At 44.1% G+C, this 16,760-nt stretch carries 13 protein-coding genes and 3 pseudogenes; 6 read left to right on the top strand and 10 right to left on the bottom strand.

Annotation, left to right across the window (positions count from 1 at the left end; all coding sequences use genetic code 11):
* Positions 1–153: 153 nt before the first annotated feature.
* Positions 154–1,662 (top strand): FAD-dependent oxidoreductase, encoded by a 1,509-nt coding sequence (locus tag ACT7WV_RS12660; RefSeq protein WP_445103231.1) that lies wholly within the window; start codon positions 154–156, stop codon positions 1,660–1,662.
* 11 nt (positions 1,663–1,673) lie between these two features.
* Here ACT7WV_RS12660 and ACT7WV_RS12655 read toward each other — a convergent pair whose 3' ends face one another.
* The 4 genes and pseudogenes from ACT7WV_RS12655 to ACT7WV_RS12640 all read right to left on the bottom strand — a co-directional run bounded on the left by ACT7WV_RS12655 (position 1,674) and on the right by ACT7WV_RS12640 (position 4,056).
* Complete coding sequence (locus ACT7WV_RS12655; protein WP_445103230.1) at positions 1,674–2,144, bottom strand: MEKHLA domain-containing protein; 471 nt, start codon at positions 2,142–2,144, stop codon at positions 1,674–1,676.
* 106 nt (positions 2,145–2,250) lie between these two features.
* Positions 2,251–2,946 carry a peptidoglycan-binding domain-containing protein gene (locus ACT7WV_RS12650; protein ID WP_445103229.1) on the bottom strand — a complete coding sequence of 232 codons (696 nt, stop codon included), beginning with the start codon at positions 2,944–2,946 and terminating at the stop codon, positions 2,251–2,253.
* Positions 2,947–3,224: 278 nt separating this feature from the next.
* Positions 3,225–3,613 (bottom strand): annotated as a pseudogene (locus ACT7WV_RS12645) (transposase); the annotation flags it as partial.
* A gap of 8 nt (positions 3,614–3,621) precedes the next feature.
* Positions 3,622–4,056 carry a helix-turn-helix domain-containing protein gene (locus ACT7WV_RS12640; protein ID WP_445103228.1) on the bottom strand — a complete coding sequence of 145 codons (435 nt, stop codon included), beginning with the start codon at positions 4,054–4,056 and terminating at the stop codon, positions 3,622–3,624.
* Positions 4,057–4,129: 73 nt separating this feature from the next.
* Between ACT7WV_RS12640 and ACT7WV_RS12635 the strand changes: the two are divergent.
* A pseudogene (locus ACT7WV_RS12635) lies at positions 4,130–5,393 on the top strand (IS701 family transposase).
* A 227-nt stretch (positions 5,394–5,620) separates the two neighbouring features.
* Here ACT7WV_RS12635 and ACT7WV_RS12630 read toward each other — a convergent pair.
* The 6 genes and pseudogenes from ACT7WV_RS12630 to cysE all read right to left on the bottom strand — a co-directional run bounded on the left by ACT7WV_RS12630 (position 5,621) and on the right by cysE (position 10,545).
* Positions 5,621–6,847, bottom strand: a pseudogene (locus tag ACT7WV_RS12630) (RNA-guided endonuclease InsQ/TnpB family protein).
* A gap of 76 nt (positions 6,848–6,923) precedes the next feature.
* A complete protein-coding gene (locus ACT7WV_RS12625) occupies positions 6,924–7,172 on the bottom strand; it encodes a helix-turn-helix domain-containing protein (RefSeq protein ID WP_445103227.1) in 249 nt (82 codons plus the stop codon).
* 405 nt (positions 7,173–7,577) lie between these two features.
* Complete coding sequence (nifT, locus tag ACT7WV_RS12620; protein ID WP_445103226.1) at positions 7,578–7,775, bottom strand: putative nitrogen fixation protein NifT; 198 nt, start codon at positions 7,773–7,775, stop codon at positions 7,578–7,580.
* A complete protein-coding gene (locus tag ACT7WV_RS12615; RefSeq protein ID WP_445103225.1) occupies positions 7,772–8,044 on the bottom strand; it encodes a nitrogen fixation protein NifZ in 273 nt (90 codons plus the stop codon). Before ACT7WV_RS12615 ends, nifT begins: the two co-directional genes overlap by 4 nt.
* Positions 8,034–9,167, bottom strand: coding sequence for a homocitrate synthase (gene nifV / locus ACT7WV_RS12610; protein WP_445103224.1), 1,134 nt, complete (start codon positions 9,165–9,167; stop codon positions 8,034–8,036). The genes ACT7WV_RS12615 and nifV overlap by 11 nt, the downstream gene beginning before the upstream one ends.
* Before the next feature lie 649 nt (positions 9,168–9,816).
* Positions 9,817–10,545 carry a serine O-acetyltransferase gene (cysE, locus tag ACT7WV_RS12605; protein WP_463424252.1) on the bottom strand — a complete coding sequence of 243 codons (729 nt, stop codon included), beginning with the start codon at positions 10,543–10,545 and terminating at the stop codon, positions 9,817–9,819.
* A 1,237-nt stretch (positions 10,546–11,782) separates the two neighbouring features.
* On the opposite strand from cysE, the gene nifB reads away from it, so the two are divergent.
* From nifB to nifH, 4 genes are all read left to right on the top strand, one after another.
* The gene (nifB, locus tag ACT7WV_RS12600; protein ID WP_445105638.1) at positions 11,783–13,396 is read left to right on the top strand and encodes a nitrogenase cofactor biosynthesis protein NifB; all 1,614 of its coding nucleotides are present in this window, start codon (positions 11,783–11,785) and stop codon (positions 13,394–13,396) included.
* A gap of 2 nt (positions 13,397–13,398) precedes the next feature.
* Positions 13,399–14,601, top strand: a complete 1,203-nt coding sequence (nifS, locus tag ACT7WV_RS12595; protein WP_445103223.1) for a cysteine desulfurase NifS — start codon at positions 13,399–13,401, stop codon at positions 14,599–14,601.
* A gap of 104 nt (positions 14,602–14,705) precedes the next feature.
* Positions 14,706–15,587 carry a Fe-S cluster assembly protein NifU gene (nifU, locus tag ACT7WV_RS12590; RefSeq protein WP_445103222.1) on the top strand — a complete coding sequence of 294 codons (882 nt, stop codon included), beginning with the start codon at positions 14,706–14,708 and terminating at the stop codon, positions 15,585–15,587.
* Between the two features lie 279 nt (positions 15,588–15,866).
* Positions 15,867–16,730, top strand: a complete 864-nt coding sequence (gene nifH / locus ACT7WV_RS12585; protein ID WP_445103221.1) for a nitrogenase iron protein — start codon at positions 15,867–15,869, stop codon at positions 16,728–16,730.
* The last annotated feature ends 30 nt before the right edge of the window (positions 16,731–16,760 follow it).

Below are 16,760 nucleotides of genomic sequence, written 5' to 3'. Positions count from 1 at the left end.
CAATAGTCTGTCCCACTTACCAGGTTTTGTTCAATTAGCTGTTTACAATCAGATAAATTGCTTTTCCATCGGGGGATAGATGAATACGAGCCAATTCTCTAATTCTATAGATTACATAGCTCAATAATCTATAAATCTCATATACAGCCCTGCATGATTACTTTACCTGGAAAAGCGGCATCATTTTGGATAGACTCAACCCCTGAGGCTAACTCTTCACCCTTTGTCGATAATGTACTAGTAGATGTTGCTATTGTCGGTGCAGGGATAGCTGGTCTGACAGCTGCTACACTTCTAAAACGAGCCGGTAAAACGGTAGCTGTAATTGAATCGAGGCGCACAGCTATAGGCGTAAGTGGTCATACAACAGCAAAAATAACTTCTCTTCATCAGTTAATCTACGCTGACCTAATTAAGGAATTGGGCGAAGCCAAGGCACGGATTTACGGTGAGTCAAACCAGGCAGCAATTGAACAGCTTGCTAAATTAGTTAATGAAGAACAAATTGACTGTGATTTTAGCCGCCAAAGTACCTACACTTTCGCTGAATCTGCGGCAAATTTAGATAAAATCAAAGCTGAAGCTGAAGCTGCCATCAAACTAGGACTTCCTGCCTCATTCGTCACAGAAGCTTCACTGCCTTTTCCCATCGTCGGTGCTGTTCGTTTTGACAACCAAGCTCAGTTTCATTCGCGTAAATACTTGCTCCATTTAGCTAACAATATTCCTGGCGAAGGTAGTTATTTATTTGAAGAAACGCGGGTAGAGGGTGTTGATGAAGGTGAGCCTTGTTCAGTTAAAACTAACAAAGGGTTAGTCAAAGCTAAAGATGTGGTCGTGACTACGAATCTGCCAATCCTTGACCAGGGATTATTTTTTGCCAAAGCCTATCCCAAGCGTTCTTACATTATTGGTGCACGCATCGAGCCTTCTCAAGCACCACAAGGAATGTTTATCGGTGTAGGGGAAAATTACCGCTCAATTCGTACTACCCCTTATGAGGGTGGTTTGTTGTTGCTCATCGGTGGTGAGGGTCATAAAACTGGCAGTGTTGATGATACCGAAGAACGATTCCTGCGCTTAGAAGAATATGCTCGTTCTCGGTTTGGAGTGGACAAATTTGAGTACCATTGGTCAACCCAAGATATGGTTTCTTTTGATAAGTTGCCCTATATTGGCAAACTAACCCCTCTAAATAACCATACTTATGTGGCAACTGGATTTAGTCTGTGGGGAATGAGCAATGGTACTCTGTCGGGAATGATTCTCTCCGATATGATCTTAGGCATCGAAAATCCTTGGGCTGAGCTTTATGATGCCACTCGCGCCACACCTTTTGTTTCTTCAACTTCCCTCAAAGAAAATACCGATGTGGCTAAACATTGGGTAGGAGATCGTTTGAAGGGTTTAACTAATTCCCTCTCGGAAGTGGTTAATGGTGAAGGAAAACTAGTCACAGTTGGTGCTCAAAAGGTAGCAGCTTATCGGGATCAGCACGGTGAAATGCATGCTGTCTCCGCCGTATGTTCTCATTTAGGATGCATTGTGGACTGGAACCAAGCTGAAAAGAGTTGGGACTGTCCTTGTCATGGTGCTCGTTATACCTACGATGGAGAAGTAATTCACGGGCCAGCTGTCAAAGACTTGGATAAAGTGCAATAAACTAAAGCTAACTAATTAAGGAAAGACCAACGGGGGAAAGTGGCGGCTTGACCGCAGTGCTTGCTTTTAGTATCAGTAAGGTTCCAGACGATTACTTCCTCAATCAGGAAACGGCGGTTTTTACTAGAAATACGCACGCCCCGATAATCATCAATGAATCCTTGCTCAGCTACTTGGGCTAGCATCTTCTCTCGTTCCTCACGCTGCACTGGTTCCACAGGTTGCTGAGAAGGGGTTCTGGTGAAATCCTCCCAGTTCATTTCCCAAAGGTCAAGAGCAGTCTGGTTACCGTAGTTGAAAATGGGATTGTCCTCTACCCCATGAGACACGACTACAAAAGGGGCAAAGAAAAGTGCTTTAGCCTCCTCTATGGCATTGCCTTTCCTTGCTATCAGTTCACAACCCAGCCGCTGCTGGTAATTATCTAGCAGCAGTTGACTCCAATTGATTATTGCTGGTTGTGTCCAGATTTCTTGAGGCATTCTCGACTATCTTCTTAGAAAAAATTTGACCCCAATGCCGGAAGCTTCAGACGGGAGTTTTTGCTCTAATTACTGCTGATTCCGGCATTATCGGATTAATAATAGCCTACAGGAATGAGGAGGCTTCTTGAAGTTTCGCCCAAGTTTTAGGGCCAACTACCCCATCTGTGGGAATGTTCTGTTTACGCTGAAACTCAATTACAGCTACTTTGGTCTTTGCGCCAAAGATACCATCTGCCACGCCGGGGTCAAATCCTAGGCGCTTCAATAGCTGTTGGAGGTTCTTGACGTTTTGCCCTTTCGAGCCGAGTTTTACAGTCTGGAGGGGATTGCTGTCATTGTCACTCTGAGGCTGTTGAGTCGTAGTTAGATATCTGGTTATTTCTTCTTCAAATCGCAAGCCGTTAGGCAATTCAACAGCAAATACTGGGTTGGGAATTTGAGACAAGGGGATTTGAAGAATATAATTGTAGCCGTTGTCAGGGTCTGGAAATTCAAAAAAGCGTAATGATCTGGGATTTTCTGCTCTGATGAAGATACCTTTGTCTGCAAAACGGTTCAATGCTAGTAGGTAACGAGGTTCTGTATATTCCTCTCGATCTGTACAAATGTAAACGCGGTTATTGGCAGTTTCAGCGTAGACAGCGGTTCCACCTGTTTTGCGGATACCGCAGCTAGCATCACCTTCAATTTCGCTGAGAGAACCAACTTCTAGGGCAAAGGCTTGTCCTGAAAACAGAAAAGCAGAAATTGCGATCGCGAAAACGATCAGTAAGGCTTTTAGTCGATTGAGTTTAGGCATAGGTTTAGTACAAAGAACTTTGCATCTAAAAAAAAAGCCCTCAGCTAACAGCCAAAGGCATTAATTAACAGGGTGCATCTACTGTTTCTTAATCCAGTCAGGTTTTCACTCCATCCGGAAAATAAAAGCTAAATTATCAATCCTACTCAAAATCAAATCCAGCTGCATCATCTGTGTTCACTAACGGGACTTAAACGAAAATAAAGAGTTAATAAAGGTATAATTTAGGCATGGCAGCCATTTTACATTAGACCTCTTGCAAAAGTAGCGGCAGCTAACTAATTTGAGTTCAAACGAAGTTCGTAATTATAGATGCCTGCAATTAAATTAAAGCGTAAACCAAACCTTTTTCTTCTGTTGCGATATCGCTCGGATAAAATTCTAAATATTTTGAGGCGACGGTAAACATGTTCAATCACTATCCTCTCTGAAGCTAATTTATGATTCTCTTTTTTTGTTCTTTTGATAGTTTGCTCTTCTTGGGTTTTTTATGGGGTATCCGACTTTGTTTGTGGATTTTCGCTATTCCCTGATATCCTCGATCTCCGAGACACTGTATCTCTGTCTTTAGATTGGTTTTACTCCGTTTAAACAACTTAAAGTCGTGTTCTTTACCCTTGCCGCATGCAATACAGATAATCTCTTTGCTGTTTTTTTCAACGATAAGTTGAGATTTTAAAGTGTGCTTTTTCTTCTTGCCACTGTAGAACTTTTTCTGTTTTTTTGAGGACGCTCTAGGGGAGTTTCAGTTACATCAATAACTGCTATCTCTATTGGGTTTCCCGATTTCAATAGTTGTTTCTTTCCCGGAATCCTTAATTCTTTTGACTTGATTAAAATATTTTCTATTTTACGAATTATTCGATATACTGTTGATTCGTTAAGTCCCCAATGTTGACCGATATGAAAGTAAGTTCTGTACTCTCGTAAGTATTCGAGCGTCATCAATACTTGATTTTCTGGACTTAATTTGGACGGTCTTCCGGTTTTTATCTTCTGTTTTTCATTTGTTTCCACTAACTCAACCATCTTAGCAAACGTCTCTTTTCTAACTCCACAAAGGCGTTTGAACTCTTGGGGTTTTAGGTCTTTCACCTTTTCATAGGTCATTATTTTCCCTCATACTGACCTATTTATCTCTTTTTTACTGGACTTTTGCAAGAGGTCTATTAGAGTGTAAGACATGAAAGAGACAACCCCCGCCGCCATGCCTCCTTGCTTCGATAGATGGTGCAAACGCTTTGATGATGTCTGGAGACATCAAGCGCAAAAAAGGGAGTTTAGGAACTATATTGGGGGATTATTAGGGGAAAGTGAAGGAAAAAACCTGTCTCAAATGGCGGATAACGCGGTGGGAGTGACTTACCACCGATTACATCATTTTTTAACGGAAGCCCCCTGGAATGCTCAACAGGTAAATGAGCGGCGTCTACTGGTGATGAATCAGTGTAGCCCAACCCGAATAAGTAGAGGATTCACGTTAATTGTAGATGACTCAGGACATAGGAAAAGTGGCAATTTCACGGCGGGAGTAGGACGACAGTACATTGGAGAAATCGGGAAGACAGACAACGGAATAGTAGTGGTAACAACTCATCTATATGATGGGAAAAAAGCCTACCGTTAGATATAGAGTTATCTCAACACGCTAGTTCTTTAGCTGAAGGAAAAAAGATATTGAATTCCAGAAAAAGCCGGAGTTAGGCTTAGCATTAATTGACCGCAGCATGAACAGAGGATATCGACCGGGTATCGTATTAATTGATGCTGGGTATGGAAATAACACAACGTTTTTGCTGGAACTGGAAAAAAGGAAACTCAAGTATATAGGAGGATTAGCCAAAAACCGTAAGGTGATAATTGAAATAGGGATAAGTCAACGAGAAGAGATTCGCCTAGATAAGTTAGCCGAATCCTTGTCGCCAAAAGATTTTACCCCTGTTCAAATCAATCTAGATAAACTGAAAACCGTTTGGGTGGCTCCTGTAGAAGTTGAACTCTCACAGCTTGAAGGAAAGAGAACAATTGCTATCGTCATGAATGCCTCAACCTTCGACCAAGCTAGTGATGTTGACTATTTTATTACCAATGTTGAATCAACAAAAGCCACAGCCGATTGGATAGTAACTACCTACTCTCAAAGAAATTGGGTAGAAGTTTTCTATCGGGAAGCCAAAGGCTGGTTGGGTTTATCTGAATATCAAGTCAGAGATTATAGAAGCCTGATAAGACATTTCATGCTTGTGTTTTGTGCCTATACATTTATTTTATGGCACACTTTAACCGGAGGATTAAGACGGCGTTGGGCATCGAAACCTTTAAACACCTTTACTGAAGCATTAGAGGCGTTTCGGACAGCGATGTCTTTCCGTTTTATGGAGTGGTTGAACCACAATCGGGACGTATTCTTTGCTCACAAAGCTGCTTTGGGCTTTGTTTGGGCTTGAAATCTGTCTAAGTCCCACTAAGACTAATTGGGCAGCACCATTAGTCACTGCACCTTCTGAACACCATAAATACACCTGGACTTGATATGCTGAATTATTTGACATTGCGCTTCTGCGCTTTGTTCTAGCTGAGCCATCACCTCCTTCTCGTTATTCGCAGTAAGTCAACATCGGCTTACTGCTTGTTTGACATCCTCCTCGACCTTTAGGTACGAGGATTCCAAAGATCACTCTGTGGGTTTCCTCTTTCCACGACTCGGCTTACATTGAGGAGTTTCCCCACCAATGCAGAGGTCGATGTCTCCAGAGGCGTTTAACCCTTCGACAAAGCTCAGGGCTGGCGTTCCCGTGCCCCACGGTACGTAGTGCTAGTTCCAAAATGTTCCGGGATGCATTCCAGTCTCGGTCTAAAACAAACCCACAATGGTGACAGCGATGTGTTCTTTGACTCAAAGACTTTTTGACGACTTTCCGACAGTTAGAGCAATTTTGGCTGGTGTAGTAAGGTGGCACAGCCACCGTAGCTACACCAAACACCTTGCCGAAATATTCCAACCAGTTACGGAAAGTCGACCAAGCAGCATCCGATATCGACTTAGAGAGCTTTCTATTCTTGACCATATTTCGTACCATCAAGTCTTCATAAGCAACCAAGTCGTTAGACTGGACTACGCATCTTGCCAACTTCACGGCAAAATCTTGACGCTGCCTACTTACCTTGAGGTGTTTTCTGCTCAAACGGTTTCGAGCTTTGGCTCTATTTTTCGAGCCTTTTTGGGTGCGAGAAAGCTTCTTACTCAATCGCTTAAGAGCTTTCTCGGACTTCCTCAGATGTCTGGGATTCTCAACAGTCTGTCCATCGGAATCGGTATAAAAGTGAGTCAAGCCAACATCTAACCCAATGGTCTTACCAGTCGGTTCTCGTTTCTCAACCCGCTCAACATCAAGACAAAACTGAACGTAGTACCCATCAGCACGACGAACAACTCGAACCCGCTTGATTTGACTCAACTGATAGAAATGCAAGTCACGGGTTCCCCACAGCTTGAAGCTTCCAGCTTTGAAACCATCGGTGAAGGTGATGGTTCTTCTATCTTCCGACAGCTTCCATCCCGTTGTTTTGTACTCAACAGAACCGTGAGTTTGGTGCTTTTTGAAGCGTGGAAAACCCTTTTTTCCTGGCTTGCCTTTTTGGCAATTGTTGTAGAAGCGGGTGATAGCAGACCAAGCTTTTGAGCGGAGGCTTGTCTAGCTTGAGAGTTGAGCTGAAAAGCGAAGGGAAACTCTTTGGCGAGAACAGCGCAATAAGCACTCAACTCGTATTTCCCAATTCCCTTGTTGTCCATCCAGTATCTGAGGCAACTGTTACCAACAAACCTAGCAGTACGAATGGCTTGATTAAGCCGCTCATACTGCCCGTTTGTTCCCTGAAGTTTTGCTTCAAATACCCACATGATTACGCTGACTTACTTAGGGTAAGTATAGCGCAGTTAAACAAAGCCGCGCTAAAAGCACGGGGCTTTAGACCCATTATTTTGGTAAATAACGATCTAGCAAATCTCGGCCGCGCTCGCCCATACGCCGCAACTGTACCTCAATCTTCTGGATGGCTAAAGGTGATGGTTCAGTATGTCCGTTTTCCCAACGGCTAATTGTGGGGTAGGTAACCCCCAATAAAGCGGCAAACTTTTCTTGTGTCAAATCGGTGGCCTCTCGGAGTTCCCGAACAAGTCTGCCAACTTCCGGTTGTTTAGTAGTTAAAGGTGTTTTAATAGCCATTAAACTTGATATAGCTTACGATTCAATACTTTAGTTCTTCTGGCAGCTCTTTGTAATCGGCAAATTTACGTAAAGCCCGTTCCCCTAAATATAGGCTATATCAGGAAAATCACTGTTGAGAATTTAGCTGTAATATCTTTCAACCTTCAACCTAGCTTTTGCAGAAGTTAGACAAATTGAGGTCAACTCAGAAACCTCAGTTAAGCTTAAACTATTTATCTCAAGTTTATTGATGATTACTAATCTTGGCTGAAAATCAGGATTAATTTAAGGTAGACTAAACGTCTAATTGTAAATACTAATTAATTAGTTGCTTTTGTTGCAGGAAACAATTGACTACATAATTTATAAATCAGTTTGCAAGGACTCACAAAAGTGCGTCCTTGCTTGATAAAAAACTCAACTCTAAAGCCGTTTAGCCTCTACAGTTTGTGGCAGTTTAAGTGGTTCTCCATTAGCAATACACAGTTTCCACCCATTTGCCAGAGTCAAAATCTTTCCCTCTTCTCCATCAGTTTGTTCTACAACTGGCTCTTCGAGGTCTTTCTTCGGGACATAGGCCATTAAATGCCCCGCATCGTTGTTGCGTAACATGACTTTCATTTAGCTTCCTCAACCAGTTCTATTTCTTCTTTACGGCAACCAACAATTATATTTTTACTCAGAAAATGTATCGAGTAGATATAAAACTTTTGTAAAAAAGTACCGATGCCGCAGACGTAGCCAACATCACCTTCTTCGAGCAGAATTGTACCGGTTTTCAGGCCGGGAAAAGTACCGTCGTTGCGGACTAATTTGGTAACTTTTACCTTTTGATCTAACTCGAATGTTGGTGGTCCATCTAGTTCGATTTCACTTTCACTAAGCGCCATGAGCTATCCTCCAATTTGGTATGAGACTTAGTAATTCTTCTTCAGTTAGAGAACGTTTTACTTGTACCGACGTGTGTCTGACAGCTTCCAAAACAGATTGAGTTTCTTCAGGGTCAAGTTTGACACCACGTTGCTTGAGAAAGTTGGACACCATGTACCTACCAGAATGCTTCCCGACAACACAACGGCGTTCTCCAGCTATCTCGTCGGAAGCAAATGGCTCATAGGTGACAGGATTTTTGATGAAACCACCACCATGAATGCCGGGTTCGCGACCAACAAAAGTGCTCTCGCCGACAATTGCCTTCCAAGGGGGTACGGCACAGCGTGAGGCTTTCGACACCACTCTTGAGAGTTCTAGCAAGCGCCTGGTATTAACGCCTACTTGCATGCCGTAAATCCTTTTAAGGGCCATAACCACTTCTTCTAAAGCCGCATTACCAGCTCTGTCGCCTAACCCATTAACTGTGGTGTTTACTGAGGAGGCTCCAGCTCTTATGCCACTGAGAGCGTTAGCAGTTGCCAAACCCAAATCATTATGGGTGTGCATCTCAACTGGAATCGATAGAGCCTGAACCAATTTGTGGACTTTGTGATAGGTATTTAAGGGGTCAAGAATTCCGACAGTATCGCAGAAGCGGAACCGCGAGGCTCCCCATCCTTGAGCAAGAAGTGCTACTTCCAGAAGAAAGTTTTCGTCAGCTCGAGAAGAGTCTTCTCCCCCTACAGTCACAAATAGACCTTCATCGAGAGCGAAACTGATACTCTCATACAGTCGCTGTAGCATTACTCTTGACTTGCCTTGGAACTTGGCGGCAATTTGGATTTTAGATACAGGAACCGAAATATGCACTCGCTTCAGACCGCAAGCTAGAGAAGCGCTAATATCTGATTTGACAGCACGATTCCAGCCTATAAGTTTGGCAGACAAACCTAGATCAGCAATAGCAGAGATCGCTTTTACTTCTTCGCTACCCATTGCCGGAATACCGACTTCTAACTCTTGGACGCCAATTGAATCCAGGAAAGCAGCAATTGCTACTTTCTCTTCAGCGCTGAAGGCGACTCCAGCAGCCTGTTCACCGCCACGAAGTGTAGTGTCATTAATTAAAACTTCATTCATTTCTTTTCTCCGTAACCTACAAGCTATTAGCGATCAAGCTATTGGCGAGTCCTAGAGTAGGTAAAAATTTGAAGTTATCGAACTCGGCTATTTAATCTGGTTGGTTATAAGCTAGTTAATAGGTAACCGCTCTATGTGCAAACCTAATCTATAGCAACCCTTGGAAAACCTTCTGTAGCGTAAGCATCAATGACGGTGTTTTTTTGGGTAAGATTCTTGCCTTATTTCAGAGGAATGCAAGCTGAACCAATTATTATTAATAATTTTTACCCATTTCCTTAGCAGGTTGTAACTAATCTTTAAAGAGGCATCACAATCTTTGTTTTCCAGACGCTCTCTATTATCAGAATCACCTAAAAGCAGCCAGACATAAAATCTGGCTAGTTTTCACGCATTAAGCCAGCAAACTCAGTAACTTAGAAAAAGGATAGATTCTAACGATTAGAGTTATTTTGACTGCGTTCCTGAGGTTGTTGTCCTAATTATTAGTTGGAGACAAGGTGAAGTCTCAAAAGCCCCTGTCTAGCTGCTGCCAATAGGATGACGCCTAACTATGATTAGAAATCTTAAATTTTCTTAGAGTTGTTACTCAGCAGATATTAGCCCAACTTATAGTTTAGCGGAGCGAGTGGGCTGACCCCCTACCCGCTTATTTACTCCTCAGGAGTCGTGTTCTAGAAAATTGCTCCTGAATTCGGTCAACATCCCCTTGACGAAGACCTAACTTCAAAACTTGTAACTGAGCTTCCAGTTTATCGAGACGCTGAACCAGAGCTTTAATTTCCTTGGCGGCTGTATCGGGTAGCTTCCCGTGTTCCAGGGGAGAAACCCGTTGCCCAGATCTACGGACAATTCGAGCAGGTATACCCACTACAGTACAATCAGCCGGAACATCCCGCAGTATGACCGAACCAGCACCAATACGAACGTTATCACCTATTTTAATATTGCCTAGGACTTTAGCACCTGCACTCACCACCACATTTTTGCCAACCGTCGGATGGCGCTTGCCACTTTCTTTTCCGGTTCCTCCAAGAGTAGCGCCTTGATAAATCAGCGTGTAGTCTCCGACAATAGCTGTTTCACCTATAACCACTCCCATACCGTGGTCAATAAAGACCCCCCGACCAACCACCGCACCAGGATGAATTTCAATTCCTGTTAAAAATCGCCCAATTTGAGAAATTAAGCGAGGGACTAAAGGAATTTGCCTTAAATGGAGCCAGTGGGCAAGCCGATATAACGCTAGTGCTTGTAACCCTGGGTAGCAGCAGAGTACTTCAGCCCAGTTACAAGCCGCCGGATCCCTTTCAAAGATGACGCGAAAATCGCTCAGCAATGCTCCAAAGCTAGCATTAGGAAGATTGTCTTCGGGGATATTAGGTTCGGTAGTTGCTGCGCTTTGTTGTACTTCTTGGTGTACTTGTGTGTCCAACAAGACACCAGAAGTCTGATGCAGTGACGGCTTAGCGGAAAGCTTTAGTGCCCCTTGCCTCTCGAGGGCAGAGGCATTACTCGAACCGGGCTTGCTGCTGGCCTTGTCAGTCTGAGAAATAGTTATGGGCTGTAGCATCGAATTCCGTGGTTCAAAGGGACCTATCCTGTTCTCCTTTTCCTGCTTATATCAGACAGGTGCACCCCACCACACTCTTGGTTTGTCCAACAGAATCTATAGAGCTAATTAAAAATGTACTCAGTAATCCTAAACCAAGAACCGAGGGGAATTAGACAGTTGTGGTGGGGTAGGGGTACGAGTATTTTTTGACCAATTGGAGAGAATTTTTGGGGGAGGGGGTTCAGTATTTTTGTACTCAGCATCAAACTTGAAGGGAGTTCAGAATTGAGGAGTTGAGGAGTTCAGAATTCTTGTCAGACGGTGATTCTGACCTCGCAAGAAAAGGAGCCATTGAAAGAATTTCACTGGGGGTTTGAGCAAAGCGAAAGGTTCTGAACTTCTGTATTCTTTTTGGTTGAGCACACTCAAATCATTTCAGTTATTCAAGTAAATAAAATATAAAAAAATACTTAATACAAGAAATAAGAAAAGAAAAGTGCTAATTTAGATACAGAACTCCAAGAGGTGAGCGCGCGGACTAGGATCCTCTGAGTTCAGTTGTAGAAGCAGTTACGTAGTGGTTGCCTCTTCTCTTGTCTCTGATAACTGCCTGAAAGCCAAGAAAATCAAGATTCCTATCGGCTTTGAGTACAAGTTTGGACTCAAAAAAAACAGCTAAAATCCCTCTCAAACCCAGACAATAAGTGGTTTTTGCATTGAGTACACGAATACTAGTACCCCTCCCCCAGAAATACTAGTACCCCTACCCCAGAAATACTAGTACCCCTACCCCACAACAAATTTTTAAGTCGCTTCAATTCTACTTTTGAGGCTCTGAGTACATTTTTAATTAGTTCAATAAATCTGATCCACATCTGACTAACCTCCCTGTTGAGAAACGACTGGTATAAAACAAATAACGCCACACACTTAACCCTCCGAACAACAGCAAATCCGGATTCCAGGTAAGTGTATTGACGCGATAGTTAAGCGAGGCGCGGTAGTGTCCTTTAATCGCGTTTCCCAAGGCGGCAGGCAGTTATCTGAACCAGGGAATTTGATGTCACAACCTAAACCACTAACCTCCAACCCCGAAGCGATAGCGTCTCTTGATGCCAACAAGTCGAGCAACTGTGCCTCCACAGGCTGTGGTTCTACCGCAAAAACTTCAGAAATTGACGAAAAACTACGCGAACGTATCGCTCAACATCCTTGCTACAGCGAAGATGCCCATCACCACTACGCACGGATGCATGCTCCTGTAGCACCAGCCTGTAATATTCAGTGTAATTACTGCAATCGCAAGTATGACTGTGCCAACGAAAGCAGACCAGGTGTGGTCAGTGAGGTCTTGACGCCTGAAGAAGCAGCTCACAAAGCTCTGGTAATTGCAGGCAAAATTCCCCAAATGACCGTAGTTGGCATTGCTGGTCCAGGAGATCCTCTGGCCAATCCAGAGAAAACCTTCCGTACTTTTGAACTAATTGCGGAGAAAGCCCCAGACCTTAAACTTTGTTTGTCAACCAACGGTCTGGCTCTCCCCGACTATATAAATCGGATTAAAGAATTAAACGTTGATCACGTAACCCTCACCATTAACATGGTTGACCCCAAAATTGGGGCGAAGATTTATCCCTGGGTTCACTACAAGCGGAGACGCTACCGGGGAGAAGAAGGAGCAAGGATTCTGCACGAAAGGCAAATGGAATCTTTGGACTTGCTTAGAGAAGCAGACATCTTGTGCAAAGTCAACTCGGTGATGATTCCAGGGATTAATGACGAGCACCTGAAAGAAGTCAACAAAGTAATTCGTGCTAAGGGTGCCTTTATTCACAATATTATGCCCCTGATTTCCGCACCAGAACACGGCACTTACTTTGGCTTAAAAGGTCAACGTGGTCCAACACCCTCAGAACTCAAAAAGCTACAAGATAGCCTACAAGACAACATGGAGGGCAACATAAAAATGATGCGCCATTGCCGTCAATGTCGGGCAGATGCTGTAGGGCTATTGGGTGAAGACCGTAGTAAGGAATTCACCAAAGAAAAAATCTTGGAAATGAAGCCGGAATACAACCTTGAGCAACGTCAAGAAATTCATGCTGGCATCGCTCACTTCAAAGCCCAAGTAGAGGCAGCTAAAACCAAGGTTACTGGCGAAGAACCTAGTCAAATTACAGCCGAATATGACACCCAGCGACGCCAAGAACTTAATGCTGGCAAGGAAAATTTCAGAGCGCAACTAGAAGAAGCCAAAACTAAAATCTCAGCAGCACCCAAGGTCGGTAGTACACCTCAAATCCAAGTCGCTGTGGCTAGCAAGGGAGGAGGATTAGTTAACCAACATTTCGGTCATGCTAAAGAGTTCATGATTTACGAAGTCGAAGGTAATCAAGTTCGCTTCACCGGTCATCGCAAAGTAGACCACTTCTGCCAAGGCGGTTTTAGCGAAGAAGGGACACTCGACAAAATTATTGAAACACTCTCTGATTGCCAAGCAGTTCTTGTTTCTAAGATTGGTCAATCTCCTCAAGAACGGTTACGCAAGGCTGGATTGGAAGCAATTGAAGTTTATGACGTAATTGAGAATGCAGCTTTAGAGTTCTACAAGCTTTATCTGCAAAAGCAGCAAGATCAGGCTCAAGCTGATGAGTTTCAAACCCAGGGAGTGTAAGCATGAGTGTAATTTATCTCGATAACAATGCCACTACACGGGTAGATGAGACAGTGCTAGAGGCAATGCTGCCCTACCTGAAAGATTATTACGGTAATCCTTCCAGTATGCACACCTTTGGCGGACAAGTGGCCGCTAAAGTTAAGGAGGCCAGAGCGCAAGTAGCAGCCCTCCTAGGAGCCGATGAATCGGAAATTATTTTTACCAGTTGTGGTACTGAAGGGGACAACGCTGCTATCCAGGGAGCGCTCTCAACACAGCCTAACAAGCGACACATCATCACTACCAAGGTTGAGCATCCGGCAGTACTCAATGTCTGCAAGCGTCTGGAAAAACAGGGCTATACCGTTACCTATCTTTCAGTGAATCGCTTAGGACAGATCAATCTTGATGAACTTGAAGCAGCAATCACTGATGAGACTGCCCTTGTTTCGGTGATGTACGCCAACAACGAAACTGGTGTCGTCTTCCCCATTGAGAGTATTGGAGCGATTGTTAAAGGTCGAGGCGCTCTCTTCCATGTTGATGCTGTGCAAGTAGTGGGGAAACTCCCCCTCAACATGAAGAACAGCACCATTGACATGCTCACCCTATCTGGTCATAAGATTCATGCTCCTAAAGGGATTGGTGCCCTCTATGTCCGGCGAGGAGTTAGGTTTAGAGGTCTACTAATTGGTGGCCACCAAGAACGAGGACGTCGGGGTGGTACAGAGAATGTTGCTGGCATCGTTGCCCTCGGTCAAGCCGCTGAACTGGCCAGGTTGCACTTAAAAGACGTTGATAGAGAAAGGCAGCTACGCGATCGCCTTGAACAAGGAATACTTAACTCTGTTAGTGATTGCTTTGTTAACGGTGATCCCGTTAATCGGCTACCGAACACTACCAATATTGGCTTTAAGTACATCGAAGGCGAAGCAATTCTGTTGTTACTTAATAAGCAAGGCATTTGTGCTTCATCAGGCTCTGCTTGTAGCTCTGGCTCTCTAGAACCTTCTCATGTGCTGCGTTCTATGGGTTTGCCTTACACCGTTCTTCATGGTTCAATCCGCTTTAGTCTTTCTCGTTACACCACAGAAGCTGAGATTGACCAAGTGCTAGCTATTGTACCCGGTGTTATAGAGCGTTTACGTGCTATGTCGCCTTTCAGCAACGACTCTGCTGGCTGGCTTCAAGAACAAGAGAAAGCAATATCCATTAACCATTAATCGCTTGTCATTGGTCATTGGTGAGCAGTGATAAGCATCAGACCAATGACCATCAATTAACTAACAACAATCCAAACTCTACAATCTACCAATTCTTAAAAATTATGTGGGAATATACTGACAAGGTAATGGAATTCTTCTATAATCCTCGTAATCAAGGAAAGATTACAGAGCAAGAGCAGAGTTCAGGCGAAAAAGTTGTTACCGGTGAAGTAGGTAGTATTGCTTGCGGAGACGCCCTGAGTTTGCACCTTAAAGTTGAAGAAGCCACTAATAAAATCCTTGATGCTCGTTTTCAAACTTTTGGTTGTGCTAGTGCGATCGCTTCCTCTTCTATCCTGACTGAGTTGATTAAGGGCAAGACCATTGAGGAAGCCCTAAAGATTACCAACAAGGAAATAGCTGAGTCTCTAGGCGGACTACCAAAAGAGAAGATGCACTGCTCAGTTATGGGCCAAGAAGCACTCGAAGCAGCAGTTTCCAACTACCGAGGCATTCCCGTAATTTCCCACGAAGATGATGAAGGCTCGATAGTTTGCACCTGTTTTGCTACTAGCGAGGCTAAGATTAAGCGGGTAATTCGGGAGAACAACCTCAAAACCACCGAAGAAGTTACAAACTATATCAAGGCGGGTGGTGGCTGTGGTTCATGCTTAGCAGATATCGATGAACTCGTAGCAGAAGCTAACAGTATGCCTATAGAGGCAGTGCAGAAGAAGTCGCTACCAGCGACAGCCGCCCCGAAGAATCTCACCAATCTGCAAAAAATTTCCCTCATTCAACAAATCCTCCACGACGAAGTAAGACCAGTAGTCGCCGAGGACGGAGGAGATGTCGAGCTCTACGATGTGGAAGGCGATATTGTCAAGGTTCAGCTCAAAGGTGCTTGCACCTCCTGCGCCAACTCTAGCGCCACACTCAAGCTAGCCATCGAAGCAACTTTAAGAGACCGTGTCCTACCCAGCCTAATCGTTGAAGCTGTGTAGCAGGGGTGGCCATAGAGTCACTCTGATTGACAGAAACTATATTTGTACCATTTATCTAGACCAAATTAACGCCATCTATCTCACTCAGTTGAAAGCATGAGAAGTCAGACATTTACCTTGCTGCTTCTACCTGCTTTGACTGTGGAGCGATCTCCCCCTCCCAGGGTATCGATCCATCAGTAGCAGGTTAAAGCGAGATACCAAGTCTCACCATCCAACAAGTCTCAACACACAACACACAAGTCCCAACACCGGAAAAACTAAGGAGAAACATTAATCATGCGTCAGATTGCATTTTACGGAAAAGGCGGTATCGGTAAGTCCACCACTTCTCAAAACACTTTGGCTGGTATGGCCGAACAGGGTCAACGCATCATGATCGTTGGTTGCGACCCCAAAGCAGATTCCACCCGTTTGATTCTACACGCTAAAGCACAAACCACCGTGCTACACATGGCTGCTGAAAGAGGCGCTATTGAAGATGTAGAACTTGAAGAAGTACTCAAATCTGGCTACGCTGGCATCAAGTGCGTTGAGTCCGGTGGTCCAGAGCCTGGAGTTGGCTGCGCTGGTCGGGGTATCATCACTGCCATTAACTTCCTCGAAGAAAATGGTGCTTATGAAGACCTAGACTTCGTTAGCTATGACGTACTTGGTGACGTTGTTTGCGGTGGTTTTGCTATGCCAATTCGCGAAGGCAAAGCCCAAGAAATCTACATCGTTGTTTCTGGTGAAATGATGGCGATGTATGCAGCTAACAACATTGCTCGTGGTGTTCTTAAGTATGCCCATGCAGGCGGTGTACGCTTAGGTGGTTTAATCTGCAACAGCCGTAAAGTTGACCGTGAAATTGAGCTGATTGAAAACTTGGCTTCTCGCCTCAACACCCAGATGATCCACTTTGTACCTCGCGACAACACAGTTCAGCACGCTGAACTGCGTCGGATGACGGTTGCAGAATACGCACCTGACCATCCTCAAGCTAATGAGTATCGCACTCTGGGTAACAAGATCATCAACAACACCAACCTCACCATCCCCACACCTCTAGAAATGGAAGAGTTGGAAGAGCTGTTGGTTGAATTCGGTCTCCTCGGTGATGACAAAGAACTGACCAACGTTGGCGTACCTGCTACTAAATAAAGGTTAATCGAAACTAGGGAGACGCATTCC

This window comes from Symploca atlantica LB2515 (genome assembly GCF_052546295.1).
The sequence above is the reverse complement of the archived record's forward strand: the minus strand, read 5'-3'. Positions and strand labels throughout refer to the sequence as shown.